25 protein-coding genes and 1 pseudogene are annotated in these 25,741 nt (G+C 63.2%); 16 read left to right on the forward strand and 10 right to left on the reverse strand.

The features are described 5' to 3' along the window. Positions 1-54: 54 nt before the first annotated feature. The 5 genes and pseudogenes from CVM73_RS29905 (at position 55) to CVM73_RS29925 (ending at position 3,636) form a co-directional block, all read left to right on the forward strand. Positions 55-666 carry a DUF1285 domain-containing protein gene (locus CVM73_RS29905; RefSeq protein ID WP_100235378.1) on the forward strand — a complete coding sequence of 204 codons (612 nt, stop codon included), beginning with the start codon at positions 55-57 and terminating at the stop codon, positions 664-666. Further along, positions 663-1,346, forward strand: coding sequence for a CoA pyrophosphatase (locus CVM73_RS29910; RefSeq protein WP_100235379.1), 684 nt, complete (start codon positions 663-665; stop codon positions 1,344-1,346). The genes CVM73_RS29905 and CVM73_RS29910 overlap by 4 nt, the downstream gene beginning before the upstream one ends. Beyond that, the gene (locus CVM73_RS29915) at positions 1,343-1,606 is read left to right on the forward strand and encodes a DUF6111 family protein (RefSeq protein WP_100235380.1); all 264 of its coding nucleotides are present in this window, start codon (positions 1,343-1,345) and stop codon (positions 1,604-1,606) included. Before CVM73_RS29910 ends, CVM73_RS29915 begins: the two co-directional genes overlap by 4 nt. A 10-nt stretch (positions 1,607-1,616) precedes the next feature. Beyond that, the gene (locus CVM73_RS29920; protein ID WP_100235381.1) at positions 1,617-2,873 is read left to right on the forward strand and encodes a CCA tRNA nucleotidyltransferase; all 1,257 of its coding nucleotides are present in this window, start codon (positions 1,617-1,619) and stop codon (positions 2,871-2,873) included. Beyond that, a pseudogene (locus CVM73_RS29925) lies at positions 2,870-3,636 on the forward strand (sulfite exporter TauE/SafE family protein). Before CVM73_RS29920 ends, CVM73_RS29925 begins: the two are co-directional and overlap by 4 nt. Before the next feature lie 84 nt (positions 3,637-3,720). Here CVM73_RS29925 and CVM73_RS29930 read toward each other — a convergent pair. After that, positions 3,721-4,284 (reverse strand): hemerythrin domain-containing protein, encoded by a 564-nt coding sequence (locus tag CVM73_RS29930; RefSeq protein ID WP_100235382.1) that lies wholly within the window; start codon positions 4,282-4,284, stop codon positions 3,721-3,723. 863 nt (positions 4,285-5,147) lie between these two features. Here CVM73_RS29930 and CVM73_RS29935 point away from each other — a divergent pair. After that, the gene (locus CVM73_RS29935) at positions 5,148-5,375 is read left to right on the forward strand and encodes a hypothetical protein (RefSeq protein ID WP_100235414.1); all 228 of its coding nucleotides are present in this window, start codon (positions 5,148-5,150) and stop codon (positions 5,373-5,375) included. A gap of 155 nt (positions 5,376-5,530) precedes the next feature. On the opposite strand, the gene CVM73_RS29940 is transcribed toward CVM73_RS29935, so the two are convergent. From CVM73_RS29940 to CVM73_RS29950, 3 genes are all read right to left on the reverse strand, one after another. Beyond that, entirely contained in the window at positions 5,531-5,860 is a 330-nt protein-coding gene (locus CVM73_RS29940) for a GcrA family cell cycle regulator (RefSeq protein WP_100235383.1), read from the reverse strand. 39 nt (positions 5,861-5,899) lie between these two features. Further along, positions 5,900-6,082, reverse strand: a complete 183-nt coding sequence (locus tag CVM73_RS29945; RefSeq protein WP_100235384.1) for a hypothetical protein — start codon at positions 6,080-6,082, stop codon at positions 5,900-5,902. A gap of 94 nt (positions 6,083-6,176) precedes the next feature. Beyond that, on the reverse strand, positions 6,177-6,488 hold the full coding sequence (locus CVM73_RS29950) for a hypothetical protein (RefSeq protein ID WP_100235385.1): 312 nt from the start codon (positions 6,486-6,488) through the stop codon (positions 6,177-6,179). Between the two features lie 104 nt (positions 6,489-6,592). Between CVM73_RS29950 and CVM73_RS41215 the strand changes: the two genes are divergently transcribed. After that, a complete protein-coding gene (locus CVM73_RS41215; RefSeq protein ID WP_100235386.1) occupies positions 6,593-6,802 on the forward strand; it encodes a GDCCVxC domain-containing (seleno)protein in 210 nt (69 codons plus the stop codon). A 454-nt stretch (positions 6,803-7,256) separates the two neighbouring features. Here CVM73_RS41215 and CVM73_RS29960 read toward each other — a convergent pair whose 3' ends face one another. Beyond that, the gene (locus CVM73_RS29960; RefSeq protein ID WP_100235387.1) at positions 7,257-8,258 is read right to left on the reverse strand and encodes a LysR family transcriptional regulator; all 1,002 of its coding nucleotides are present in this window, start codon (positions 8,256-8,258) and stop codon (positions 7,257-7,259) included. Here CVM73_RS29960 and CVM73_RS29965 point away from each other — a divergent pair. The 5 genes from CVM73_RS29965 (at position 8,257) to CVM73_RS39835 (ending at position 15,718) form a co-directional block, all read left to right on the forward strand. After that, on the forward strand, positions 8,257-9,234 hold the full coding sequence (locus CVM73_RS29965) for a Bug family tripartite tricarboxylate transporter substrate binding protein (RefSeq protein ID WP_100235388.1): 978 nt from the start codon (positions 8,257-8,259) through the stop codon (positions 9,232-9,234). The two genes, CVM73_RS29960 and CVM73_RS29965, sit on opposite strands and share 2 nt — an antisense overlap. Then, entirely contained in the window at positions 9,221-9,514 is a 294-nt protein-coding gene (locus tag CVM73_RS29970; protein WP_100235389.1) for a hypothetical protein, read from the forward strand. Before CVM73_RS29965 ends, CVM73_RS29970 begins: the two co-directional genes overlap by 14 nt. A gap of 385 nt (positions 9,515-9,899) precedes the next feature. Then, positions 9,900-10,400, forward strand: coding sequence for a toxin-activating lysine-acyltransferase (locus tag CVM73_RS29975; protein WP_167407139.1), 501 nt, complete (start codon positions 9,900-9,902; stop codon positions 10,398-10,400). A gap of 368 nt (positions 10,401-10,768) precedes the next feature. Next, positions 10,769-11,698, forward strand: a complete 930-nt coding sequence (locus tag CVM73_RS39390) for a hypothetical protein (RefSeq protein ID WP_146006672.1) — start codon at positions 10,769-10,771, stop codon at positions 11,696-11,698. A 228-nt stretch (positions 11,699-11,926) separates the two neighbouring features. Next, positions 11,927-15,718 carry a calcium-binding protein gene (locus CVM73_RS39835; protein ID WP_158237617.1) on the forward strand — a complete coding sequence of 1,264 codons (3,792 nt, stop codon included), beginning with the start codon at positions 11,927-11,929 and terminating at the stop codon, positions 15,716-15,718. Positions 15,719-16,025: 307 nt separating this feature from the next. On the opposite strand, the gene CVM73_RS29995 is transcribed toward CVM73_RS39835, so the two are convergent. The 5 genes from CVM73_RS29995 to CVM73_RS30015 form a co-directional block, all read right to left on the reverse strand. After that, the gene (locus CVM73_RS29995; RefSeq protein WP_100235391.1) at positions 16,026-16,229 is read right to left on the reverse strand and encodes a YodC family protein; all 204 of its coding nucleotides are present in this window, start codon (positions 16,227-16,229) and stop codon (positions 16,026-16,028) included. A 320-nt stretch (positions 16,230-16,549) separates the two neighbouring features. Next, positions 16,550-17,299, reverse strand: a complete 750-nt coding sequence (locus CVM73_RS30000) for an HAD family hydrolase (protein ID WP_100235392.1) — start codon at positions 17,297-17,299, stop codon at positions 16,550-16,552. Beyond that, on the reverse strand, positions 17,290-18,177 hold the full coding sequence (hemF, locus tag CVM73_RS30005; protein ID WP_100235417.1) for an oxygen-dependent coproporphyrinogen oxidase: 888 nt from the start codon (positions 18,175-18,177) through the stop codon (positions 17,290-17,292). Before hemF ends, CVM73_RS30000 begins: the two co-directional genes overlap by 10 nt. 15 nt (positions 18,178-18,192) lie before the next feature. Then, positions 18,193-18,825, reverse strand: a complete 633-nt coding sequence (gene queE, locus CVM73_RS30010) for a 7-carboxy-7-deazaguanine synthase (protein ID WP_100235393.1) — start codon at positions 18,823-18,825, stop codon at positions 18,193-18,195. A gap of 18 nt (positions 18,826-18,843) precedes the next feature. Continuing rightward, a complete protein-coding gene (locus CVM73_RS30015; protein WP_100235394.1) occupies positions 18,844-19,302 on the reverse strand; it encodes a tRNA (cytidine(34)-2'-O)-methyltransferase in 459 nt (152 codons plus the stop codon). Positions 19,303-19,579: 277 nt separating this feature from the next. Here CVM73_RS30015 and petA point away from each other — a divergent pair, with 277 nt between their 5' ends. The 4 genes from petA to CVM73_RS30035 all read left to right on the forward strand — a co-directional run bounded on the left by petA (position 19,580) and on the right by CVM73_RS30035 (position 25,632). Next, complete coding sequence (gene petA, locus CVM73_RS30020; protein ID WP_100235395.1) at positions 19,580-20,110, forward strand: ubiquinol-cytochrome c reductase iron-sulfur subunit; 531 nt, start codon at positions 19,580-19,582, stop codon at positions 20,108-20,110. 64 nt (positions 20,111-20,174) lie between these two features. Next, positions 20,175-22,247, forward strand: a complete 2,073-nt coding sequence (fbcH, locus tag CVM73_RS30025; RefSeq protein ID WP_100235396.1) for a cytochrome b/c1 — start codon at positions 20,175-20,177, stop codon at positions 22,245-22,247. Positions 22,248-22,482: 235 nt separating this feature from the next. Next, positions 22,483-23,157, forward strand: a complete 675-nt coding sequence (locus CVM73_RS30030; RefSeq protein ID WP_100235397.1) for a dienelactone hydrolase family protein — start codon at positions 22,483-22,485, stop codon at positions 23,155-23,157. A gap of 309 nt (positions 23,158-23,466) precedes the next feature. Then, positions 23,467-25,632, forward strand: a complete 2,166-nt coding sequence (locus CVM73_RS30035) for an anthranilate synthase component I (protein WP_100235398.1) — start codon at positions 23,467-23,469, stop codon at positions 25,630-25,632. The last annotated feature ends 109 nt before the right edge of the window (positions 25,633-25,741 follow it).

Below are 25,741 nucleotides of genomic sequence, written 5' to 3' on the forward strand. Positions count from 1 at the left end.
CGAGTACAACGTAGACCTGCACCAATCGTGCCAATCACAGAGTCAGGGCAAACCATGGCGAACCAAGGGCAGAGCGCCGATCGCGGTCTTGAGGGGCTGACTGCCGCCGCCAAAAGCGCTGCCAATGCCGAAGGCGCCAAAAAGGGCCTGCCTCCGGTGCATCTGTGGAATCCGCCGTTTTGCGGCGATCTCGACATCCGAATCGCCTCCGATGGTACTTGGTTCTACATGGGGACGCCAATCGGGCGTCACGCCCTCGTCCGCCTGTTCTCGACCATCCTGAAGCGCGAGGGCGACAAGCATTTCCTAGTGACGCCGGTGGAGAAGGTCGGCATCCGCGTCGACGATGCGCCGTTCATGGCAGTCGAGATGTTGAAGAGCGGCGAGGACAACCATCGCGTGCTGACCTTCCGCACCAACGTCGACGACTGGGTGATTTGCGATGCCGCGCACCGGCTGCGCTTCGAGCAGGCGGCTGACGGCGGACTGACGCCCTATCTGCACGTCCGTGCCGATCTCTGGGCCAAGGTGACCCGTGCGCTCTATTACGATCTGGTTGACATGGGCGAGGAGCGGATGGTCGATGGCCAGCCGATGTTCGGTGTCGAGTCGGCCGGCGAATTCTTCGCCATGGCCGATGCGGAGCAGGTGAGGGCCGCGCTTTGAACAAGCCTATCCCCAAGAGCGAGGCTGAGGGTGATCCCGCCATCTTAGGCGCGGCGGATTTCTTCGCCCGCTCCAGGGCGCGGCTCGGCTTCGACGTGCCCGCCGGCCTCTACGATCCCAACATCATCCCCGCCTCGGGCGATCCCGGCACCGACAAGATGCTCGAGATCATCGCGCGCGAGCAGCCGGTGCGCCCCGCAGCGGTCCTGATCGCGGTGGTCGACCATCCCGAGCCGACCATCCTGCTGACGCAGCGCTCGGCGCACCTCAACGACCACGCCGGTCAGATCGCGTTTCCCGGCGGCAAGATCGATGCGACCGATGCCTCGCCGCTCGACGCTGCGCTGCGCGAGGCGGAGGAGGAGGTCGGGCTGTCCCGGGATTTCATCGAGCCGCTCGGCTATCTCGATCTCTACGGCACCGCCTTCGGCTTCCGCATCCTGCCGACGGTGGCGAGGGTCAGGCCGGGCTTTTCGCTCACCATCAACCATTCCGAGGTTGATGATGCGTTCGAGGTGCCGCTATCCTTCCTGATGAACCCGGTGAACCACCAGGTGCACAGCAAGGAATTCCGCGGCATGGCGCGGTCCTACTACGCGATGCCGTTCGCGGAACGCTACATCTGGGGGGCGACGGCGGGAATGCTGCGTGTGCTGTATGAGCGGATCTATTCCTCATGATCCGGACGGTTCTGACCGAGCTCGGAATCTTCCTCATCCCCTTTGCCGTCTATGCGCTGTTCCTGGCCGCCACGCGCTCCGGCCTGTTCGCGCGATCCTCCTGGCCGGTCGCGATCGTCGCGCGCCTTGCGCTGGCGGCGCTCGCGCTGGTCATCGCGGGCCTGATCGGCCTTGCGCATTTCTCCGGCGCGCCGCCGGATTCGACCTACGTTCCCGCCCATATCGAGAACGGCAAGCTCGTGCCGGGCGTGGAAAAATAGGGGCCGATCGATGAGCGCGAAGCCTTTACTTGCCCATGCGCCCTGGCTGACCGCCGGCGGGACCGCGCGCGTCCTGGAGCTGCTCGGCGCTGATGGCGAGGAGGCGCGGGTGGTCGGCGGCGCCGTGCGCAATGCGCTGCTCGGTCTTAAGCCTGGTGACATCGACATCGCGACCACGGCGCTGCCGGAGGAGGTGATGCGGCGCGCCAAGGCCGCCGGCATCAAGGGCGTGCCGACCGGCATCGACCACGGCACCGTCACGCTGGTGATCGACGGGCACCCCTATGAAATCACGACGCTGCGCGAGGACACCGAGACCTTCGGCCGCAAGGCCAAGGTCGCGTTCGGCCGCGACTGGGTGAAGGATGCCGAGCGGCGCGACTTCACCATGAACGGCCTGTCGGTCGATGCTGATGGTGTCGTCTACGACTATGTCGGCGGCATCGCCGATGCCAAAGCGCGCCGCGTGCGCTTCATCGGCGATCCCGACCAGCGCATCGCCGAGGATTATCTGCGCATCCTGCGTTTCTTCCGCATCCACGCCGCCTTCGGCGCCGGCGAGCCCGACCGCGCCGGCTATCTCGCCTGCATCCGGGGACGTGCGGGCCTGGCCAGCCTGTCGGCCGAGCGGGTGCGCATGGAGATGCTGAAGCTGCTGGTGGCGGGCGGTGCAGCCGCGGCCGTAAAGGCCATGGCCGAGGGCGGATTGCTGCAAGCGCTGATCGGCGGCGTCGTCTATACCGGCCCCTTGGCGACGATGATCGCGATCGAGCGCGAGCTGGGCCTTCCCGCAAGCAGCACGCGACGCCTCGCCGCGCTGGCGGTCGCCGTCACCGAAGATGCCAAGCGCGTCGCCGTGCGCTTGCGGCTCTCCAATGCCGAGGCCAAGGCGCTGGATTCGATGGGTCACCGCTGGTGGCGCTTCGCCACCAAGGACGAAGCCAACGCACGGCGGCTGCTCTACCGGCTCGGCCCCGAGCGCTATCACGATCGCGTGTTGCTCGGCTGGGCGAGGGACGGCGGCGATGTCACCTCAATGCGCTGGCATGCGCTCGCCGAGCTGCCGCAGCGCTGGACCGCGCCGAAATTTCCACTGAAGGCCGCCGACTTCATTGCGCGCGGTCTCGCCGAAGGACCCGCGCTCGGACATGTGTTGACGCTCGCCGAGGACGCTTGGCTTGCGGCGGATTTTCCCCTAGAGGAAGCCGCGCTCGCTGCCATCGCCGATCAAGCTGCGGCTCGCATCAGCCGCGACGGGAAATCGTGACCATCGTTTCGGGCTTCGCCGACATCTCGATCCTTCAGCTTCTGTGGTAGCAACGATGGCGTTGTTTGCTTCGATCGTCGGCGGTCTCGCCGGCTACGGCACGGGCGCCCTGATGCCGCTGGTGCTGGTGCCGCTGGTCGGCGCCGAGCCCGTGGTGCCGATCATCGCGATCTCCGCGATGCTGACCAATGCGAGCCGCGCGCTTGCCTATGTCCGCCATGCCGATCGCCGCCGCGCGCTGATCGTGCTCGCCTGCGCAGGCTTGACGACGGCGCTCGGCGCCTACGGCTATACGCGCCTCACCAATGCCGGCGCGGCGCTCGTGATCGGCACCATGCTGATCCTGAGCGTGCCGCTGCGCCGCGTGCTCCGCCGCCGCGAGGTCAAGATCGGCGACACTGGTCTCGCCGCCGGCTCGGTGGGTTACGGCGTGCTGGTCGGCGGCACCTCCGGCTCCGGCGTGATCCTGCTCTCGCTCTTGATGGCCGCAGGGCTCGAAGGCGCCGCCGTGATCGCGACCGACGCGATGATCTCGCTCGGCACCGGCCTCATCAAGATCTCGGTGTTCGGCCTCGCCGGCGCCGTGACGGCGCAGGTGCTCGCCTTCGCGCTTCTGATCGGGGGAATGGCCGTGCCGGGCGCATTTCTCGCAAAGGCTTTTGTGGAACGGATGCCGGTGCACATTCACACTGCGATCCTCGACGTTGCAGTGATCACGGGCGGGCTGGTGATGATCTCGGCGGCTGCGAGGCAGCTGATCTGATAGACGGTCGAGGCATTGACGGCGCGGATCCCAACCGGCGGCGCTGCGATCTCTAGCTTTATGATGCGCCAGCCGGAGCTGCTTCTAGCGTCGTCCGACTTCAGATTCGTGCTCCATCTGCAAGATGCGCTGTCGTAGCGCGCCGAAGGTCTCTTCGGCAGCCTCGCTAAACAGCGGATCCTCATGATTGGTTGAGCTCGAAGCGATCTCGCTCCAATCTGCAGGCCTCAGAGCCTTGAGAGCGGCAGGAAAGAAATCGCGCTCTTCAATCATGATGTGACGCCGCTCGCTCTCGATGAAATCGCGAACGATATTGTCCACGTTTTGCCGGAGGATCTCCCGATCCGAAAGAACGCTCTCGATCGCCTGCGCAACGCGGTGCAGACGATCGGCGCCCTTTTTGTGCTCGAGTCTCAGATTGCCGACGCTTGCCGCCGCAGCCGGATCCCGAAGCTCTAGTTTGGCAAGGACCAACTCCTCCAGGGGATGATGGTATATCTCGGGATAAAGTTCGAAATAGCTGATGATTGCGCGAATGACTTCATAGTCGGGGTGGTCCCCGCGATCGAAAATCTCAAGCTCGTGCTCAAGCACGGCGAGCAGCGTTTCAATATTGCGGTGTTCTTGGGACAGACGCTCAATGATCATTGTGGCCTCCAACGAACCATTGAAAGATTGAAGCTATTGCTGAGAGCGATGCAGAATCTTGCGCTAGATCAAGCCGGAGGACCGGGGCGCCGGGGCTGAACAGCCAGCCTCCATCTGGCCGCACCCGACCATCGCAGCACCTCGGGCTGCGCCTCAGCCTCGAGCCGCACGTCGTCGCACGCGATATGCTGCTGGCGCCATTGAGTGCACTGTCCCGGTGCGTCCGCTGGTTGCCAATTTCGCGTCTGCCCCGCCAAAAAAGGGGTAGGGTGCCCCAGGGTCACCTCCGAGGAGCAGCAATATGACCCTGCTCCCCGAGCTGGTTCCCGCTATGATCGACCGGCATGTCTTCCGCGATCATGGCCAACACGATGCCCCCCCGAGATCCTGATGACGACGAAGAGGATGGGAGGAAAGACAAGACGATGAAGGGAGCCAAACCGACGAACCGCACGAGGACTAAGCAGGGCGCTCAGACGTGGCCTGAGCTCCGGTGAGCGCGGTCTCCCGGCCTACGTCAGGGCTATCGCATATGACTCGTGGCGGCAGCCTGCGCGCACGCCTCGTCCTTCGAGACGGCGCTGACGCGCCTCCTCAGGATGAGGCTAATCGGCCTCAGTGCCCGTTGAAACTGCTGCCGCACACTCCGCCCTCATCCTGAGGAGCCCGCCTAAAGCGGGCGTCTCGAAGGATGGCAGCGGAGAAAAGCTCTCAAATGCGATAGCCCAGCGGCCTACGTGGAGGCGTTGGTGCGTCCGGCGACTTTCAAGGTCGGTGTGATTCCGAGAGCAGCGGGCAGACGCTGAATGCACGACGGTTCTCGGCGCCGCACCTTTCGGCGTTCGCGGGTAGAGGAGGTGAGCATGACTCTCATATGGCTTGGTGTGCTCCTTGTTTTTGGCGGCGTCCTCCAAATGGCGTTTCAGCCCATCTGGCGAGGCCGCTTCAGCGGTGGAAAGTGGCTTCGCTCCGGGCGTGATACCCTGGAACCTGAAAGGCCAGGGAGCGGCTTCGGCATCAAATCGAACTGGCCTGGACTTGTGATGGTCGCGCTTGGCGGCGCCTTCTTGCTGGCCGGAGCTGCCATCTGAGCTGAAACGAATGTCTCGGGCGTTGCCCGTTATCTGCGGCGCCAACGTGCCAGAGCCATGCCTCTTCCTGGCCGCCAGCCGAGCCCGAAGCCTCGGGAAAGCCCGTCGAGCTGGGCCGGCACTGACGGGAGCGCCGCCGCGTTGGGGGTGAACTCTTAGCCAGTGTTCCTGACTGCTTCAGCCAGAATGGCGTAAAGCTGCTGCTTGCTGAATTCCTTGGGCTGCTGCCTCTCCGCCGAGTTCCGAGGCACCTTCTGTGCGACTGGACGGGCGCAGTCCGCCGACGATGTCGGCCTCTGCTTCGGGGCCGACCTTATCTTGGGTCTTGCCGTGGGCGGCTTGTGGCCGCGCTTCAGGCCCTGACGGGTCAGCATGCCGCAGACCGCGTTACGACTGCACCCGAGACGGCGCGCTATCTGCGCCGCGCTCTGTCCTTCGGACCAGAGCCTATTGAGGAGCGCTATGTCTTTCGCATCCCAGCCCATGGGAGATAATATATCGCGGACTGCCGAGCACGCGCCAGTCTAGTCTTCGTCCGGCTCGCGCACGACCGCCGGTTCGTCAGCGTCGTCTTCTTCCTCCTCGTCGTCGTCTTCGTCCTCTTCGTCGTCATCGGGATCTCTTGGCGGCATCGCGGTGCCCATGAGCACGAGCGGTGTCCAGCCGACCGCCGTGGGGGAAAATGTTTCGGAGGTATGTTGCTTCATGTTGTTGCACTCCTCGAAAGTACGCGCAGTCGCATTTCCCGGGCCAACGACCCGAGCAGCGGGCGGCACCCCATGCAGCTGGCAGTGCTTTCGGCTACTCTACGCCCAAGGACCCGTGAGGCTCTATGTTCAGCAAAACCTCGCCGGTGGTGATTTCGGGAACTCCAAGATCGAGGTCATGAAGACTCGCCTGAACAAACGCCAGGATCTTGGCGTTCGCTGCATTGGCGCTTTCGCGGTCGTCGAATATCATCACGGCGATACCAACGCCGTCGCCCGCATCCAGCACATAATAAGATCTGAATCCGGGCGATTGTCTCAGGATCTCACCGACGCCGCTCTTGGCGCGGCGAGCGGCGTCCGCTACCGAACGAACCTTGGTGTACTTGCGAATGACCATGTACATGGGGGCCACCACGCGCAACACGCCTCCACGCATCAAAGCATATCGGCGTTAGTCGGACTAGGGCCTACCTCCAATAATCTAAGGTTCGCGCATATAGGATACTTATGCAGCTGCAATCGACCCTGACTTGTCCCGTCTGCCAGCATCAGGCCACAGAGACCATGCCGACCGATGCTTGCCAGTTTTTTTATGACTGTGCGGCGTGCCGCACGAGACTTAAGCCCAAGCCCGGGGAGTGTTGTGTGTTCTGCTCCTACGGGACCGTCCCGTGCCCGCCAGTCCAACAGCATGGTAAGGGCGCGTGCTGCGATTGAGGCTGCTCCAGCTGGTGGCCTCTCCCGACTTCGGATTCTAGTCCTTCGGCGTACCGCGTAGAGCATCCGAGTCGGACTCGGCAGCCTTCGCCTTGGAAGCCAGAAACAGGGCGGCAGCCCGTAGGATGGGTTGAGCGCTTGCGAAACCCATCGCTCTTGTTTCGCGACAGCATTACGTCGTCATCGCGTACCAGCGCAATCAAGCCTGTGCTGGTGAAGCGCGTGTGCGATTGGGCGCCGTCTTCGTTTCGCCATCGCGTCGAACTCGGTCGCGATCCGGGCGAGCGATCCGTTCGAGGCCGCTCTTCGAAATGGCGAGAGACGTTCGGTTGGCGATGGGTTTCGCAAGGGCTCAACCCATCCTACGGGTCTGGTCGCGCGCGACGGGAACTCGGCGGGGAATTGCTCGGCTGATGACGGTATGGACCTCCTGACCCGAAGCGACCAGGCGACGTCAGATCGAAGGCCTTTTCTTTGCCATCGCCCGAACCAGGCTCAAGAATTTCTTGAGGACCGGCGACGGATCGTCTCGCCGCCAGGCCAAGCCAAGAAAGGCCTTTGCCGAGGCATCTGCAAGAGGAAGATAGGCGACCCCTTTCATGCGCGCGCTCTGCATCGTTGAAGGCACCAGGGCGATGCCCAGCCCGGCCGCCACCAGGCCGAGTGCCGATGTGATTCTGGGGGCCGGCTGGCCAAGACGAGGTGTGAAGGCAGCTCTATGGCAAGCTGCGATCGTCTCGTCGTGCAAACCGGTTCCGGCCGGCCCGATCATGATGAACTGTTCGTTCGCAAGGCTCTTCAGGGAAACTGCCTTGGATTTGGTTCTTGCCGCGCGATGATGGTTTGGCAAGGCAGCGACCAAAGGCTCCTCTTGGAGAGGGGCGACGATGACCCCGTCTGCATGGATCTGGGACGAGCGCACGAAGGCAACGTCCATCTGGTCGTTGTTGAATTGCGCAACGATGTCATTGCTCAGCCCCTCATGCAACACGAGCGAAACCAGCGGATTGGCTTCCCTGAAGCAACGAATCGAGTCTGGAACGAGCGGGTTAAAGGGCGCTGTTGGCGCAATTCCGATACACAGGGTGCCCTGTTCGCCGCGTGCCGCACGCCGGGTCGCATCAATCGCGCGATCGAACTGTGCAAGGACCGCCTTGGCTTCGCTTAGCAGGGCTTGACCCGCGACGGTCATTTCGACGCCGCGAGGTGTGCGACGGAAAAGCTGAACGCCCAGATCTCGTTCCATCAGGCTGATCTGGCGACTGAGAGGCGGCTGCTGCATATCGAGGCGCTCCGCTGCGCGGGTGATATGTCCTTCCTCGGCAACCGCAACGAAATATCTAAGGCGACGTAGGTCCACATCATACCTCAAAAGTATCGAGATTGACCTATGCATATCATAGCGGAATGGCGGTCCAAACGTTAGTTGTACGGCCGGCAGCAAGGAGGTCGACATGCAACTGCGGAGGCGCGATTTTGTGAACGCCGCGTTGGCGACGATAGGGACATCAGTCCTGCCCCGGATCGCCTTGGCCGAGGGCTATCCGGCGCGAAGCGTACGACTTGTTGTGGGATTTCCCGCCGGAGGGCCGGTCGACATCGCCGGTCGTTTGATCGCCCCATGGCTTTCCGAGAGACTCGGTCAGGAGTTCATCATCGAAAACCAGCCGGGGCAGAGCGGGAATGTGGCGACGAGATCGGTGGTCAGGTCAGACCCTGACGGTCACACGCTCCTCATTTGTGGACCGGTGAACACTATCAACTCGACGCTTTTCAAAGGGCTCGACTTCGATTTCGCCCGTGATATCGCGCCCGTTGCGTTCTTGTATCGGGTCCCGCTGGTGATCGAGGTGCATCCCTCCGTTCCGGTCCGGACGACCGCGGAATTCATCGCCTACGCCAGGGCCAACCCGGGAAAGCTCAAGATCGGATTCGCCGGTCACGGTACGCCTCAGCACATCGGCATCGAACTGTTCAGGACGATGACCGGCATCGATGTTGCGCTGGTGCCATATCTCGGTTCAACGCCCGCGCTCGCCGCTCTCTTGGCCGGAAGCATTGACGCGATGTTCGATCCCATGCCCTCGTCGATTGCGCACATCAGGCGAGGCGAGCTCATCCCGATTGCGGTGACAACTTCGAACAGGTCCGCGAGTCTGCCCGATGTGCCGAGTGCCGCCGAGACTGTCCCTGGCTACGAGGCCGGTTCGTGGTTCGGCATAGGTGCTCCCAGAATGACCCCGACGGACATTGTCGAAAGGCTCAACCGGGAAGTTAACGCCGCGCTCGAGAACCCCAGCATGAAGACCAGGATTGCGGAACTCGGGGGAACGAGCATCCTCGGTTCATCAACACGATTTTCCGAGTTCATCGCCCAAGAGACTGAGAAGTACGCCCGCGTGATCCGCGCGGCAGGGATTGAAGTTAATTGAGAAGCTGCCTCTCGATGCGGCACAGTCGTTTGCCACGCATCTGCTCCAGGGCACCGAGGCGGTCGGCGGCAATCTGCTGCTGAAGCGCGCCCATCACAACGGCAACGCTGCCGACATGCTGACGCTGGCGGATGACCTTCAGGTGGCGCAGGACTACGAGCGCTATCTGAACAATCGCGAGGTCATCAACGCGCTGATCGCGGCCAATCCGAACACGGCCTTCACCGAAGGCTGGGCGGCGACCTTCGCGCGCGTGCAGGCGCCTCCAACAGTCATATGAGATTGCCCTGCGGAACGACGGAGGGTACGGTGACATTCGTCCTCGCGCAGCAGCACCGTCTCCCCGATGACACGCACGTGACGTCCACACGCGCAACGTGCGGCCAAATCCAGCATCAATTTTTTGCTTGATGTGTCCAGGTTGTTTCGTCTAGCGTCACGCGCAGGGGTTGGGAGTGCAGGACTTTCGATAGATCCGGAACATCGTCGCGGCGCCTTGCCGCCGATGCTCATGAACATCCCACGACGACAGGACTGAACGACGCATCGCGGCCGTGAACCGGCCGTGCTGTGCATGAGGCGACGCGTGCCCTAATATCAGGCTGATCTCGCAAAAGGAGCAGCCGATGCCGGGCACCGCGAAGAAGGCGCGTGGAGCGAAGCGAATGACGAAGACGGGAGCTGCGATGCGTGTTGAGGAGCCGGCGCCGAACATGGCAGGGCAGGCGAGCGCCGGCCTCGGTGACGCATCCGGCGGCGCTCCGCACGCCAACGGCGCGCAAGCCGCCAGCCAGTCCGATGCCTCCGCCGCCGGGGCACAAGCGGCCTCGCCGCCCAAGACCGTGTCGCAGGTGCTCGGCGAAATCACCTGGCTGATGACGCAGTCGCCGCGCCACAAGGCGATCCCGCTCGGCGATCTCGAATGGCTGGTGATGCCGGCGATCCTGCTCCAGCAGTTCCGGATTTTCTACAAGGGCGAGCAGCCGGTCGGCGTCGCGTTCTGGGCGCTGGCGGATGAGATCGTCGCGAAGCGGATCGATGCTGGGGATGTGCGGCTGACGCCGGCGGAGTGGAAGAGTGGGATGAGCAGGAAGATCATCGATGTGGTTGCGCCGTTTGGGGGCGAGAGTGAGATGCGCGATCAAATGAAGCCGAGCAAGTTGTAAGCTCGATGCCGCCAATTTTCCGCTTTTGCCCGCTCCTATTTGCTAGTGTAGCTTGGCGCGGTCGGCTGTTATCTATTGTCCAGATCTGCCTAGAGCCTATCAACAGGACGTTCCTAGTTGCATTGCTTTTCCTCGGCTCGCTTTCCTGTCTGAACATTCCTCTATCTGCCGAGCCGAGTAGCGGTAGCAGTCTTATATCGTCGTCAAGATACCTTTGGTCTATCCCGGAGGTCACGATACTGGACGTTGCTCCAGCGACGAACGGCACGGCGGTCCTCGTCCTTCAAGATCGTGAGAAGCGCCTGGCATTGTCGATTGGCGCGAACGAGCTTGGCGCTGGCACCCGCGTTCCAATTCAGAGTGCGAAGATGCTTGCTGCCTCCGCCATCCATTTGGCAGTGGCAGTCGACGGCTCGCTCTGGATCGGGGGAACGCAGAACATCCGACGTTCGATCGGCGGAACTCCTTTGTCTGATGGCTACATTGCAAAGCTCGATCCGACCGGGCACGTGATTCGGGAAATTGAGATTGCGCGCAATCGTGAGAACACAATTGTTGATGTAGCGGTTTTGCCCGGCGGTGACGCGGTGATTGTCGGGAGAGAGGACGACGCAAACTGGCTTGCGCGGATATCTGGAGATGGAGAGATAGTTTGGGAGAAGACGTTCGGGGTAGGCAAAATCGCTTCGGTCACTGTATTGAATGATTTGATTGCGGTCATGGCTTTCGAAGCTATCGAGGGCAGCCCTGTGGGCGCTGGTGTGCGCGTCGCTTTATGGCGGTTTGACACCGAGGGTCGACTTCTAGGTCGTCAACTTGTCCGTCAAGAGCCGGCTCAAACTCCAGGCTCTGCTTGGCTAATGAAAGTTGTTTCTGGACAGGGCGACCTTTACGCTGCATCTGCGTGGACTGAGCCATGGTCGAAGCCTCCTTCGGCAAAGCCATTGAGCGTTACGCGCATCGCTGCGAACGGCCAGATCATTTGGCAGAAGGACGTTCCTGATACTGTTGTGCCAGGCCGCCTAGGACCAATGCCGTGCCCTCGGACCGCCATTGCTCCTCTAGACGGTGGTCTGATCACCTTCTGTATTGCTGCGGAAGGTACAAGCCTTTTTTATCTAGAGCCAGCAACGGCCCAAATCGTTCGTGATCTTCTTCCCAATAAGACAGAGCGAGTGTGCAACGGATCAAATGGGCGTGCCTCGTTCATGCTCCCACATTCCGATTCGAGCATTTTGATATTTGGGACCGGCGGCAGTTGCAGTTGGCTTCAAAAGGTCCAGCTCAGGAATAAGTGAATAAGTCTTAGTGAGCGTGAACAATTGAGGGCGGCCAGAAGGGGGCTTCGCGATGGCTACTACGCTGTTCGCAGGTGATGCCAACGATCGGATTGGCATCTACTATTTTAAAGTTGATGAAGTACCGGGAGCATACCATGTCGGAGTGTTTTATTCGTATGTTGACCTCGGGCAACGTATAACCGTTGCGTATGACGCCGGCCCAACCGTTAGAAATCCCCCCGCGGGGTGGTCAACTGGACCTCTGCCTTCAGCAACGCCACGTCGGCGGTCGGCGGTTCGATCGGCTCGCTGCTTGCCAACCAGATCGTGCACGCCGAAAATATCGGCAGCGCGATCGGCGGACAGGTCGCGGGAGCCGTGGGTGGTATCATTGGGGCGGCGGCGGTCGTCACCGACGTGGTGCTCGGGTTCGTGCTTCCCGGCGTCGGCGCTTTCTTGGGCACAGCGCTCGGCACCTTGATCGGAAACTTACTCGGGACCAGCAATTGGCAGCCTGTAGCAGAGAACCGAATTAAGGCAGGCTCTTATCTGTATGAGACGAGCTACGCTTACTCGCAGGACGGAGGCGATCCATCGATTTCTGATGCTATGGGAAAGGCCGCGATCGGCATGACTAATGCCTATCTTACGGCAGTGGGCGGTGTTGCTCTCGATCACAGCCTACAAAAGGTGATTGGTTTCATCGCCCCATCTGGAACGGACTACCCACCCTACATTCTGGGGAATGATATTCCTGACAATCCGCGGAGTCCCCTTGGCATCCTCAGTCACTACGCTACCGCCGAGCAGGCGGCAAGTCAGGCCGCCATCGAACTCCTGCAGGGAACAGAAGTAGTCGGCGGCAATCTGTTGCTGAAGCGCGCCCATCACAACGGCAATGCCGCCGACATGCTGACGCTGGCGGGCGATCTTCAGGTGGCGCAGGACTATGAGCGCTATCTGAACAATCGCGAGGTCATCAACGCGCTGATCGCGGCGAATCCGAACACGGCCTTCACTGAAGGCTGGGCCGCGACCTTCGCGCGCGTGCAGGATCTCGGCCTCAGCCACTATGGCGCCGTGGATTTCCTCGGCGGAATGGTGACGGGCTATCTCGATTCCATCCGCAAGGCGGGGCTGAGCTTCAGCCTCGCGGACCTGTCGGTGAAGCACGGCAGCGACGGCAGCGTCACCATCGCCATTCACGTCCCCAGCAGCGTCGACAGTCCCGGCGCGCTGTCGGTGTTCGCGAGCCACTCCGACGTGGTGAGTGACGCCACCGGCAAGACGGTCCAGCTCGTCTTTACGGATGGGCTTGCTGCCGCCGGTTTCCATGGTCCGGCCTCGTCCACGATCAGCAATGGCGTCCAGATGGTGACCGCGTCGGGCGGCAGCAACATCTGGTTCGGCCGCAACGACATGCCGAACAATTTTTACGGGGTGGCGGCAAGCGAGAACGTCGTGGTCGGTGGTGCGCTGAATGATGTCGTGAGCGGCGGCAGCGGCGCGGACTTCTTGGATGGCGGCGCCGGCGATGACAACCTTTTCGGCGGCCAAGGTAACGATCTCCTGCGAGGCGGCAAGGGGGCTGATAGTCTCAACGGGTGGCTTGGCAATGACAGCTACGTCTTCAGCCGCGGCGACGGTGTCGATACCATCTTCGACCATACCGTCGTGTCAGGAACGGTCGTCGGCCATCTCGATGGCGGCGTCGATGCGCTGGCTTTTGCTGCCGGCATCAAGCCTTCCGACGTGGTTTTCCAGCTGTCGGGCAACGACCTGATCGTTGGGATCAAGGATCCCGCCAATCCAGGCCTGGCGCTCGCCCAGATGGCCGACCGCATCACGTTGCAGAACTGGCTCGACCCGCTCGACCGAATCGAAAAGCTCGTCTTCTCCGACGGCACGACGCTCGACTTCTCGCCCCGTGCCGGGTTGACGGCCGGCTTTGCCACGATCGATACGGCCGGCTCGACGAGGCTGATGCAGATCGGGATGAGCTACTACTTCTATGCCGACGGCATCGGACCCATGCTGAAATACGGCGGCTTGCCCTTCACGGCCAACATGCTGGAAGGCCGGACGCTTCTCGGCGTGGAGCAAACCGCCTTCGGTTACGAGCTTGCGCTGCGCCTGCCCGGCACGGACGAGTACACGGTCTGGAACACCGACAGCAGCGGCAATGTCGTGGGCAATGGCACCGGCGGCGTCGTCCACGGTGCGAGTTACGAGCTCGAGTCGCTGGAGCCGAGCTTCCATCAGGACCTCAACGGCGACGGCGTGATCGGTGTGCCGCCGATCGAATCGGCCGGGTCGACCAGCCTGATGCTGTCGGGCGGCAACTATTACCTGAACAGCATCAGCACTGGCAGCGGACCTGTTTTGAAGTATCAGGGGTCGCCAGTGATCGCGGCCAATTGGGGGGCATGGTCGGTCATTGCCGCCGAGCAGGTGTCGGGCGGTGGCTACGACGTGGTCTGGAAGAGTTCGACGAGCGCGCCGCATTATTCTGTGTGGAGCACGGACAGCGACGGCAACTTCCTGGCGACCCTAGCCGCTGCCCCGGAAGTACTGGGCAACGATGCCTCTCTCCAGGCGCTGGAGCCGACGCTCCATCAGGATCTCAACGGAGACGGCACGATCGGCGTCCCCGCCACCATCGAGGCACTCGGGTCGACCAGCCTGGTCCTGTCTGCCGGCAACTACCACCTGATCGGCAACAGCACCGGCACCGGACCTGTTCTGAAGTATCAGGGCTCTCCGGTGATCGCGGCCAATTGGGGATCGTGGTCCGTCATTGCCGCCGAGCAGGTGTCGGGCGGCGGCTATGACGTTGTCTGGAAGGGTTCGGCGAACGCGCATTATTCGGTCTGGAGCACGGACAGCGACGGCAACTTCCTGACGACCCTTGCCGCTGCCCCGGAGGTGCTTGGAAACGACTTGTCTCTCAAAGCGCTCGAGTCGACGCTTCATCAGGATCTCAACGCCGACGGCACGATCGGTGTGCCCTCGATCGAAGCGAACGGATCGACCAGCACGGTCCTGTATGGCGGCTATTACTACCTGCTCAATGCCAGCACGGGGGCCGGCCCTGTTCTGAAGTATCAGGGCTCTCAGGTGATTGCCGCCAACTATGGAGCCTACTCGGTCATCGCCGCCGAACAAGTCGCAGGCGGTGGCTATGACGTCGCCTGGAAGAACTCCTCGACCGGAAAGTTCTCGATCTGGAACACGGATAGCAACGGCAACTTCGTGACGACTCTTGCCGCCGCTCCGGAGGTGCTGGGTACCGATCCGTCTCTCAAGTCGCTGGAGACGGTTTTCCATCAGGACCTCAACGGCGACGGCGTGATCGGAGCTTCTCCCGTCGTTCTCGACCTTGACGGCAACGGCATCGATCTCTTGCCCTTGTCCAGCTCGTCCGCTTCCTTCGACATGGACGGGCTAGGTGGTCGCGAACACACGGCGTGGATATCCGGGGGCGATGGTCTGTTGGCAATCGATCTCGGTGATGATGGGAGTGCTGGGCCCGACGGCGTGATCGATCAGAGCAAAGAGATCGTATTCACGGCCTGGGCGCCGGGCACGACCTCCGATATGGCTGCGCTCGTGCAAGTGTTCGATACCAATCACAACAGCCAGCTCGATGCCGCCGACAGCCGGTGGAGCGAGTTCCGGATTTGGCAGGACGCCAACGGCGACGGCATCTCGCAAGCGGGCGAGGTGAAGACACTGGATGCGATCGGAATCGCCTCTATCGGCCTCCAACCGTCCGGTCCATCGCAGACGCTGACGGACGGCTCGGCCATCAGCGGTCTTGCCAATTTCGTCTGGAGAGACGGCGCGACCGGTGCGGCCGCAGACGTGTCGTTTGCGTACCAGCCCAGCATGGGCGGGACCGCGGCGAATGGGCCATCGATATACCTTGCGGAGGCGACGGCCGATGGTTGGCATCAGGTCGACGTAGAGCACAGCATCGCGCAGGGGCTCGATCATTTGCTCGTCAGCGCCGCGAGCCATCATTGGCATATCGCTTGAGGTTGCACCCCAGTTCGTAGGATGGGTTGAGCCTTGCGAAACCCATCGCTTCCGTTTTGTGAGAGCGTTCCGTCATGACCGCGTGCGGTCGTAACTTCGTTCCGGCTGGACGCTTCTTCATCGTCCGTCTTCAATATGGCGAGAGGGGGCTTTGGCGATGGGTTTCGCAAGGGCTCAACCCATCCTACGGGCTGGTGGTCAAAGGCGCCGGTGATGTCCGCCATCGCGCCGCCATGGCAGAGAAGCGAACATCAAGCGCGCCGGAGTCGAGCAGTCCGGTCCAACAAGGATGCGGCCTCAGGCGTGCCTACTCGTCTTCGTCCTCATCCTCCTCGTCCTCTTCCTCGTCTTCCTCCACCTGCACGAGCGTGGCCAGCGGCAGCGTCTCGCGGAACAAATCGCCTTCCATGCCCATCCACAGGCACAGCACCTCGTCTTCCTTGATTTCCGCAACCGTCAGCGGCTGGCCGCCGGATTTCAGCATCACGACATCGCCGGCTTTCAGATCCATGGATTGTCCTTTCAGGTTGATCGATGCGAGGCTAACAGGCCGTCATGACAGGCCGATCACGCCGGCTGTGCGTACCGGGAAATTCCACCGGCGCGTTGCGATACGGTCTTGGCTGCGCCCGCTCGCGATCGGCTGGCTCGGCAGGCACCGGTTGCGGATGCGGCTCACGCAGAAGCTTTCGCAGGCCCCGCGACGATGACATCATGCTCCTGTTTTGCCCGACGAGTCAAAGTCGTTTCGTAAAATCCGTAAGTTCTTGATTTTGCAGCGGCGCCCTACTGTGCATGGGGTTGTTTTTCAGTTTTTGATTTGGCGCGCCGTTACGCCTGCTGCGGCACCAGCTCCATCAGCGAGCGGATGATGCGGTCGGGCTTGACCGTCGAGCCTTTGGGCAGGCCGTCGCCATGCACGTCCATCCAGATCGAATAGATGCCGAGGCGCTGCGGCGTCACGACTTCCCATTCCAGATTGTCGCCGATCATCCAGGTATCCTCGGCGGTGACGCCGAGCGCCTCCATGGCGTGCAGATAGGCGCGCTCCTCGGGCTTGCCGAAGCCGTGCTCGCCCTCGATCTGGATGTGGTGGAAGCGGTGCGCCAGCTCGAAACGCTCGACCTTGGCGCGCTGCATGTCGGCGGCGCCGTTGGTCACCAGTGCGAGCTTGATGCCGAGCGCCTTGAACCGGTCGATCGCCTCATGCGCGCCGGGGAAGACGAACATCTCCTCCTCGCGATAGGCGGTGAAGCGGTCGGCGAGGCGAATGGCGAGGTCGTCGGGCAGGGCGCGGTGGCCGGCGGCCGCGAGCGCGGCAAAACCGCCCTTGACCGTGAGGTGACGGGCCTCGGCGAGCTTCATCCGCCACGCCGCTTCCGCGTTCGCCCAGAAGTTTCGCGCGAAAGCCAGCACCGCGGTCGCGACCTGCGGCGGCGGCAACGGCGCCAGTTCTTCGGCGAACTCGGCGGTGATCGTGTTCCAGGCGATCTCGGGACGGCCATAGGCCGACAGGATGGTGTCGTCCATGTCGATCAGCATGGCGCGCGGCAGCGGCGGCATCGCGAGGCTCACGGCCATTTCACCTCCGGCGGCAGCGACGACAGGATCGAATCCACATTGCCGCCGGTCTTGAGTCCAAAGATCGTGCCGCGGTCGTAGAGCAGGTTGAACTCGACATAGCGGCCGCGCCGGATCAGTTGCTCCTCGCGGTCCGCAGCGGTCCAGGCGCTCGCGAAATTGCGCCGCACGATCTCAGGATAGATCTTCAGGAAGGCGCGGCCGACATCCTGGGTGAACACGAGGTCGGCGTCCCAATCGCCGCTGTCGTGCCAGTCGTAGAAGATGCCGCCGATGCCGCGCGCCTCTTTGCGGTGCGGCAGGTAGAAATACTCGTCGCACCATTTCTTGTACTTGTCGTAATCGGCAACGCCGCTCGGCTGGTTGCAGGCCTGTTTCATCGCAGCGTGGAAGGCGATGCTGTCCGCGTCGTTCTGCGTCCGCCTTCGCTCCAGCACCGGCGTGAGGTCGGCGCCGCCGCCGAACCAGGCTTTTGTGGTGACGACAAAGCGCGTGTTCATGTGCACGGCGGGGACGTTCGGATTGCGCATGTGCGCGATCAGCGAGATGCCGGACGCCCAGAATTTTGGATCCTCCGCGGCGCCCGGAATCTGGGCGCGAAACTCGGGTGCGAACTCGCCGTGCACGGTCGAGCAGTGCACGCCGACCTTCTCGAACAGGCGGCCATGCATCATCGACATCACGCCGCCGCCGCCGGGCGCGCCAGTGTGGTCGGTGCGCTGCCAGGGCGTGCGCTTGAAGCGGCCGGCTTCGCCCGGATAGAGGCTTTGCGGTGCGTCATCCTCGAGCCGCTCGAAGCTTGCGCAGATGTCGTCGCGCAAGCGCTCGAACCAGGCGCGGGCGCGGGCCTTGCGGTCTTCGATCGTCGTGACGTCCATCTGCATTCCCGTGTCCTACCTGATGCCGAGCGATTTGTGCGTCTGCACGCTCAGCCGCCATTGCGGATGGCGCAGGCAATAGTCGATCGCGCGCGCGGTGTTCTCGATGACCTCGGGCCCGTCCATCGGCTGCAGCGAGAAGCGTTCGAAGGCGAGATCCTCAAATGCTTCGGGCATCGCCAACGCTTGCGGATAGACCAGCTTCAGCTCGTGGCCTTGGCGCAGGACCAGCTCGCTGCCGCCCTTGGGGCTGACGCAGATCCAGTCGAGCCCCTCCGGAGCTGCGATCGTGCCGTTGGTCTCGACGCCGATCTCGAAGCCTCTCGCGTGCAGCGCGTCGATCAGCGCGGCGTCGACCTGGAGCAGCGGCTCGCCGCCGGTCAGAACCACGTAGCGGTTGTCGGCAGCCGCCGTCCATTGCGCGGCGATGGTGTCGGCGAGTTCCGCGGCCGAGCCGTAGCGGCCGCCGAGGGTGCCATCGGTCCCGACGAAATCCGTGTCGCAGAACTTGCAGGTCGCATCCACGCGGTCGGCCTCGCGGCCGCTCCAGAGGTTGCAGCCGGCAAAACGGCAGAACACGGAGGCGCGCCCGGCATGGGCGCCTTCGCCTTGCAGGGTCAGGAAGATCTCCTTGACCGCGTAACTCAAGCCTCTCTCCTCAACCTGTCAAACTTGCGGGTTCCGGATCTGCCGCAGCGCCTCGCCCGCGGCCATGGCCGCCGTCATGGCGACATTGAGCGACCGCAGCCCCGCCTTGATCGGGATCACCAGGTGCGCATCGGCAGCCTCGACCACCGCGTCGGTGACGCCGGCGCTCTCGCGCCCGAATAGCAGGATGTCCGAGCTCTGGTAATGAAAATCGCGATAGTCGGTGGCGGCCTTGGTGGTGAACAGCAGCAGCCGGCAGCCCTGGCCTGCGCGCCAGTCCTCGAATTTCGCCCAGGAGTCATGGCGGGTGAGCCTGACATGGTCGAGGTAATCCATTCCCGCCCGGCGGAACAAGCGATCGGAGACGGGGAAGCCCGCAGGTTCGATGATATGGGCGGCCATGCCCAGGCAGGCGCAAAGCCTGAGAATCGTGCCGGTGTTCTGAGCGATGTCAGGCTGGAAAAGCGCGATCTGCATGGGCTGTGTCAGGGGTCGATGCGGGCCGGAATGTCTCAATAAAACATCGCCCGCCCGGGAATTCGTGCATGGCACGCTCCCACGCCGTTAGCGGGCTTGCGCTCGCACGGCAAGGGTGCCAATAGAACGATTCTGGACTGCTAATTCACCCGTTTTGAGGTGAACAGCCAAGTTCTGCCGCCGCGGGGGGCCGCGGGCGCCGGCAGCCTTTCCGGGGACCTCATGGGCGCCCCCCGGAGCGGTTCCACCGGTCGCATAAGAAGAAAGGGTTGGAATCGTGACGACAGCGTCTTCGGCGGACCATCCGACACGCCGTGATTTCTTATTCGTTGCAACAGGGGCAGCTGCAGCAGTAGGGGGCGCGGCTGCGCTCTGGCCCTTCATCTCGCAAATGAATCCGGATGCATCGACCATCGCCGCCGGTGCGCCGATCGAGGTCGATCTCAGCCCGATCGCCGTGGGCCAGGACATCAAGGTGTTCTGGCGCGGCAAGCCGATCTACATCAGCCACCGCACCAAGAAGCAGATCGACGAGGCGCGCGCCGTCAACGTGGCGAGCCTGCCCGATCCGCAGTCCGACGAGGCCCGGGTCAAGTCCGGCCACGAGCAGTGGCTGGTCGTGATCGGCATCTGCACCCATCTCGGTTGCATCCCGATCGCTCATGAAGGCAGTTACGACGGGTTCTTCTGCCCCTGCCATGGGTCGCAGTACGATTCGTCCGGCCGCATCCGCCAGGGGCCCGCGCCCGCGAACCTGCCGGTGCCGCCGTACCAGTTCGTTTCCGACACCAAAATCCAGATCGGCTGAGCTTCGGACCTTCGTCCGAAGCCTTCGCGCCGTCTCGTCGTAGTTATTTCCTCAGGATCGCATCATGAGCGGACCATCCGACTACCAGCCGAGCAATCCGGCCCTGCAATGGATCGAGCGGCGTCTGCCGATCTTTGGCCTCATCCATTCCTCCTTCGTCGCCTATCCCACCCCGCGCAACCTGAACTATTGGTGGACCTTCGGCGCCATCCTCTCCTTCATGCTGGGGCTGCAGATCCTGACCGGCGTGATCCTGGCGATGCACTACACGCCGAATGCCGATCTCGCCTTCAAGTCGGTCGAGCTGATCGTCCGTGACGTGAACTACGGCTGGCTGCTGCGCAACATGCACGCGGTCGGTGCCTCGATGTTCTTCGTCGCCGTCTACGTCCATATGTTCCGCGGCCTTTACTACGGGTCGTTCAAGGAGCCGCGCGAGGTGTTGTGGATACTCGGCGTCATCATCTACCTCCTGATGATGGCGACTGGCTTCATGGGCTACGTGCTGCCGTGGGGCCAGATGAGCTTCTGGGGCGCCACCGTCATCACCAACCTGTTCTCCGCCATTCCCTATGTCGGCGAGAGCATCGTGACGCTGCTGTGGGGCGGTTATTCGGTCGGCAACCCGACGCTGAACCGCTTCTTCTCGCTGCACTATCTTCTGCCGTTCGTGATCGCCGGCGTCGTCGTGCTGCACGTCTGGGCGCTGCACGTGGCCGGCCAGAACAATCCCGACGGCGTCGAGCCGAAGTCGGAAAAGGACACGGTGCCGTTCACGCCGCATGCCACCATCAAGGACATGTTCGGCGTCGCCTGCTTCATGCTGCTGTACGCCTGGTTCATCTTCTACATGCCGAACTATCTCGGTGACGCCGACAATTACATTCCGGCGAACCCGGGCGTGACGCCGCCGCACATCGTGCCGGAATGGTATTACCTGCCGTTCTACGCGATCCTGCGCTCGATCCCGAACAAGCTCGCGGGCGTCATCGCGATGTTCGGGGCGATCATCATCCTGTGCTTCCTGCCCTGGCTCGACAGCGCGAGGACGAGGTCGTCGAAGTACCGTCCGCTGGCCAAGCAGTTCTTCTGGATCTTCGTCGTGGTCTGCATCCTGCTCGGCTATCTCGGCGCGCAGCCGCCGGAGGGCATCTACGTCGTCGCCGGCCGGGTCCTGACGGTCTGCTACTTCGCCTACTTCCTGATCGTGCTGCCGCTGCTCGCGCGCATCGAGAAGCCGCGGCCGGTGCCGAACTCGATCTCGGATGCAGTCCTGGTCAAAACCGGCAGCAGGTCGACGCCGATGGTCTCGACTGCGATCGTGCTGGCGCTCGCCGGTTCATTGTTCGCGAGCTCGATCGACAGCGCGAAGGCGTCTGAAGGCAGCGACACGCCGCCGGCGAACAAATGGTCGTTCTCGGGCCCTTTCGGTAAGTTCGATCGCGGCGCGCTGCAGCGCGGCCTGAAGGTCTACAAGGAGGTCTGCGCCAGCTGCCACGGCCTGTCCTATATCGCCTTCCGCAACCTCGCCGAGCCCGGCGGGCCCGGCTATTCGGTGGCGCAGGCCGCAGCCTTCGCCTCCGAGTACAAGGTCAAGGAGGGCCCGAACGATGCGGGCGACATGTTCGAGCGTGCGGGGCGCCCGGCGGATTATTTCCCCTCGCCGTTCCCGAACGAGCAGGCCGCGCGTGCCGCGAACGGTGGTGCGGCGCCGCCCGACTTGTCCCTGATCACCAAGGCACGCTCCTACAAGCGCGGCTTCCCCTGGTTCATCTTCGACTTCTTCACCCAGTACCAGGAGCAGGGTCCGGACTACGTCGCGGCCGTGCTCCAGGGCTTCGAGGACAAGGTGCCAGAGGGCGTCACCATCCCGGAGGGCTCGTACTACAACAAGTACTTCCCGGGCCACGCCATCAAGATGCCGAAGCCGCTCAGCGACGGCCAGGTGACCTATGACGACGGCTCCCCGACCACGGTCGCGCAGTACTCCAAGGACGTCACCACGTTCCTGATGTGGACCGCCGAACCGCACATGGAAGCGCGCAAGCGCCTCGGTTTCCAGGTGTTCGTGTTCCTGATCATCTTCGCGGGCCTGATGTACTTCACCAAGAAGAAGGTCTGGGCCGCCTCGCACTGAGCGGCGAAAGACGAGATATGAAAGAGCCCCCGCGAGGGGGCTTTTTTTGTTGCTCATTCCGGGGCGCGCGACAGCGCGAGCCCGGAATCCATCGCGCGACAGAGTTGGTGGATGAATGGATTCCGGGCTCGATGCTGACGCATCGCCCCGGAATGACGAGAGTGTGGATTGCGCCGCGCGCTTGCACCCGCCAGAATACCGCCAACCGCTCCCCCAAAACTCACCGGAGGACACCATGGGAACCGCCATCACCTTCAAGCGTCCGGACGGCAAGGACGCCTCGGGCTATCTCGCCAATGCCGCGCGCGGCAACGCGCCGGGCGTGGTCGTGATCCAGGAATGGTGGGGGTTGTCGGACCAGATCAAGGGCCTGTGCGATCGCTTCGCGCTCGCCGGCTTCGATGCGCTTGCGCCCGATCTCTACAAGGGCAAGGTGGTGCCCTATCACGACACGGACAGCGCCAACAAGGAGATGAACTCGCTCGACTTCATGGACGCGACCACGCAGACCGTACGCGGCGCCGCGCAATATCTGTCGCGCAATGGCGCCAAGGTCGGGCTGACTGGCTTCTGCCTCGGCGGCGCCGTCACCATCATCGGCGCGACCAAGATCCCGGAGCTTGCGGCCGGCGTCGTGTTCTACGGCATTCCGCCGGAGCAGGCGGCCAAGCCCGCCGACGTCAAGATCCCGCTCCAGGCCCATTTCGCCAACAAGGACGATTGGTGCACGCCGGAGCTGGTCACTGGCTTCGAGAAGGCCATGAAGGCCGCCGGCAAGTCGTTCGAGCTGTTCCGCTATGACGCCGAGCACGCCTTCGTCAACGAGCAGCGCCAGGCCGTGCACGACCGCGAAGCCGCCGAGCTCGCCTGGGGCCGGGCGACGGAGTTTTTCCGGAAGCATCTGGGGTAGTTGCCAGCCGGTACCCCGGATGAGCAAAGCGATATCCGGGCAACCTCTCGACCAAGACCCGGATGTCGCTTCGCTCATCCGGGCTACGGCTCCGCCGCCCAGCCACCCTTGACGCGGCCCCCCGGCCATGGTGAGTATCCGCCCCATGAGCACCGCCGTCCGCCCAGCCCGTCTTTGGTGGCGCACCTCCTAACGAGGTGGCCGGTGCGATTTCCCTTTCCCAAATCGTCTGAGGTCGCCAACGCAGTGCGGCGGCCTGATCGTTTGTCCTGTGTGGCGTTCCCTCGGCAAGTTTCGTAAGAGGACCCCATGAACAGGACCGTCTTTGCCCTCCCGGCCAGAAGCGACTATGTGACCCGCGCGGGTCTTGCGATCACGCGCGTGGCGGAGCAATTCACCGGCGGCGCCAACAGGCTCGACGATCTCGTCAACCTGCTCGACCGCCGCCGCGGCGTGGTGCTGTCCTCGGGCACGACCGTGCCCGGCCGCTACGAGAGTTTTGACCTCGGCTTCTCGGACCCGCCGCTCAAGCTCGAGACGGTTGGCGTCAATTTCAAGCTGGAGGCTCTGAACGGGCGCGGGGAGGTGCTGATCGCCTTCGTCGGCGATGTCCTGCGCGATCCTTGTGTGGTGATCTCCGAGAAGAGCGCGACGCACCTTGCCGGCCACATCATCCGCGGCGATGCGCCGGTCGAGGAGGACCAGCGCACCCGGCGCGCCAGCGTGATGTCGCTGGTGCGCGACATCATTGCCGCCTTCTCCGCCAACGACGACGGGCTGCTCGGCCTGTTCGGCGCCTTCGCTTACGATCTCGTGTTCCAGATCGAGGACCTCGTGCAGAAGCGCCCGCGCGAGGCCGACCAGCGCGACATCGTGCTCTACGTGCCCGATCGCCTGCTGGCCTATGACCGCGCCACCGGCCGCGGCGTGGTGCTCTCCTACGATTTCGCCTGGAAGGGCAAGTCGACCGAAGGTCTGCCGCGCGAGACCGCCGACAGCCCATATCTGAAGACGCCCCGCCAGGGCTTTGCCGATCACGCGCCCAGCGAATATCAGGCCACCGTCGAGACCGCACGCGCCGCCTTTGCCCGTGGCGATCTGTTCGAGGCCGTGCCCGGCCAGCTCTTTGCCGAGCCCTGCGACCGCTCGCCCGCCGAAGTGTTCCAGCGCCTCTGCGTCATCAACCCGTCGCCCTATGGCGCGCTGATGAATCTCGGCGAAGGCGAGTTTCTCGTCTCGGCTTCGCCGGAAATGTTCGTGCGATCGGACGGCCGCCGCGTCGAGACCTGCCCGATCTCGGGCACGATCGCGCGCGGCCTTGATGCGATCGGCGATGCCGAGCAGATCCGCCAGCTCCTGAACTCGGAGAAGGACGAGTTCGAGCTCAACATGTGCACCGACGTCGACCGCAACGACAAGGCGCGCGTCTGCGTGCCCGGCACCATCAAGGTCTTGGCGCGACGGCAGATCGAGACCTACTCGAAGCTGTTCCACACCGTCGACCACGTCGAGGGCATGCTGCGCCCTGGCTTTGACGCGCTCGATGCCTTCCTCACCCACGCCTGGGCCGTCACCGTGACCGGTGCGCCAAAACTATGGGCGATGCAATTTGTGGAGGATCACGAGCGCTCGCCGCGGCGCTGGTATGCCGGCGCGATCGGCGCGGTGAATTTCGACGGCAGCATCAACACCGGCCTCACCATCCGCACCATCCGCATGAAGGATGGTCTCGCCGAGGTGCGCGTCGGCGCCACCTGCCTGTTCGATTCAGACCCTGCCGCGGAAGACCGCGAGTGCCAGGTCAAGGCCGCCGCGCTGTTTCAGGCGCTGCGCGGCGATCCGCCGAAGCCGCTCTCGACCTTCGCGCCCGATGCCACCGGCTCGGGCAAGCAGGTGCTGCTGATCGATCACGACGACAGCTTCGTGCACATGCTCGCCGACTATTTCCGCCAGGTCGGCGCCAGCGTCACCGTGGTCCGCTATGTGCATGCGCTCGACATGCTCAAGCAGAAGAGGTGGGATTTGCTGGTGCTGTCGCCAGGCCCCGGGCGTCCTGAGGATTTCGGGATCAGGAAGACCATCGATGCGGCGCTGGCGCAGAAGCTGCCGGTGTTCGGCGTCTGCCTCGGCGTCCAGGCCATCGGCGAATATTTCGGTGGCGAGCTCGGCCAGCTCACCCATCCCGCCCACGGCCGGCCCTCACGGGTGCAGGTGCGCGGCGGCCGCCTGATGCGCAACCTGCCGAACGAGATCGTCATCGGCCGCTATCACTCGCTCTATGTCGAGCGCGACAGCATGCCGGAGGTGCTTGATGTCACCGCGAGCACCGAGGATGGCGTCGCCATGGCGCTGGAGCACAAGACCCTGCCGGTCGCCGGCGTGCAATTCCACCCGGAATCGCTGATGTCGCTCGGTGGCGAGGTGGGGCTACGTATTGTCGAAAACGCGTTCCGGCTGGATGCGGGAGCGAATTGAGTGCAGGATATTTCACCTCGTCATTCCGGGATGGTGCGCAAGCACCAGACCCGGAATCTCGAGATTCTCAGGTGCGCAATTGCGCACCTGAGTTCGGCTCGTCGAGCCG

It is taken from the genome of Bradyrhizobium forestalis (assembly GCF_002795245.1).
Classification (GTDB): Bacteria; Pseudomonadota; Alphaproteobacteria; order Rhizobiales; family Xanthobacteraceae; genus Bradyrhizobium; species Bradyrhizobium forestalis.

Excerpts from the sequence above, each read along its gene's own strand:
- CVM73_RS29950 (WP_100235385.1), bottom strand. The coding sequence starts at position 6,488 with ATGTACATGGTCATTCGCAAGTACACCAAGGTTCGTTCGGTAGCGGAC.
- CVM73_RS29945 (WP_100235384.1), bottom strand. The coding sequence starts at position 6,082 with ATGAAGCAACATACCTCCGAAACATTTTCCCCCACGGCGGTCGGCTGG.
- CVM73_RS29975 (WP_167407139.1), top strand. The coding sequence starts at position 9,900 with ATGACGAAGACGGGAGCTGCGATGCGTGTTGAGGAGCCGGCGCCGAAC.
- CVM73_RS41215 (WP_100235386.1), top strand. The coding sequence starts at position 6,593 with ATGCAGCTGCAATCGACCCTGACTTGTCCCGTCTGCCAGCATCAGGCC.
- CVM73_RS29935 (WP_100235414.1), top strand. The coding sequence starts at position 5,148 with ATGACTCTCATATGGCTTGGTGTGCTCCTTGTTTTTGGCGGCGTCCTC.
- hemF (WP_100235417.1), bottom strand. The coding sequence starts at position 18,177 with ATGGACGTCACGACGATCGAAGACCGCAAGGCCCGCGCCCGCGCCTGG.
- CVM73_RS39390 (WP_146006672.1), top strand. The coding sequence starts at position 10,769 with ATGCTTGCTGCCTCCGCCATCCATTTGGCAGTGGCAGTCGACGGCTCG.
- CVM73_RS29930 (WP_100235382.1), bottom strand. The coding sequence starts at position 4,284 with ATGATCATTGAGCGTCTGTCCCAAGAACACCGCAATATTGAAACGCTG.
- CVM73_RS29940 (WP_100235383.1), bottom strand. The coding sequence starts at position 5,860 with ATGGGCTGGGATGCGAAAGACATAGCGCTCCTCAATAGGCTCTGGTCC.
- CVM73_RS29905 (WP_100235378.1), top strand. The coding sequence starts at position 55 with ATGGCGAACCAAGGGCAGAGCGCCGATCGCGGTCTTGAGGGGCTGACT.
- CVM73_RS29995 (WP_100235391.1), bottom strand. The coding sequence starts at position 16,229 with ATGGATCTGAAAGCCGGCGATGTCGTGATGCTGAAATCCGGCGGCCAG.
- CVM73_RS29920 (WP_100235381.1), top strand. The coding sequence starts at position 1,617 with ATGAGCGCGAAGCCTTTACTTGCCCATGCGCCCTGGCTGACCGCCGGC.
- CVM73_RS29960 (WP_100235387.1), bottom strand. The coding sequence starts at position 8,258 with ATGTCGACCTCCTTGCTGCCGGCCGTACAACTAACGTTTGGACCGCCA.
- CVM73_RS29965 (WP_100235388.1), top strand. The coding sequence starts at position 8,257 with ATGCAACTGCGGAGGCGCGATTTTGTGAACGCCGCGTTGGCGACGATA.
- CVM73_RS29915 (WP_100235380.1), top strand. The coding sequence starts at position 1,343 with ATGATCCGGACGGTTCTGACCGAGCTCGGAATCTTCCTCATCCCCTTT.
- fbcH (WP_100235396.1), top strand. The coding sequence starts at position 20,175 with ATGAGCGGACCATCCGACTACCAGCCGAGCAATCCGGCCCTGCAATGG.
- CVM73_RS30030 (WP_100235397.1), top strand. The coding sequence starts at position 22,483 with ATGGGAACCGCCATCACCTTCAAGCGTCCGGACGGCAAGGACGCCTCG.
- CVM73_RS30000 (WP_100235392.1), bottom strand. The coding sequence starts at position 17,299 with ATGGCCGTGAGCCTCGCGATGCCGCCGCTGCCGCGCGCCATGCTGATC.
- CVM73_RS30035 (WP_100235398.1), top strand. The coding sequence starts at position 23,467 with ATGAACAGGACCGTCTTTGCCCTCCCGGCCAGAAGCGACTATGTGACC.
- CVM73_RS30015 (WP_100235394.1), bottom strand. The coding sequence starts at position 19,302 with ATGCAGATCGCGCTTTTCCAGCCTGACATCGCTCAGAACACCGGCACG.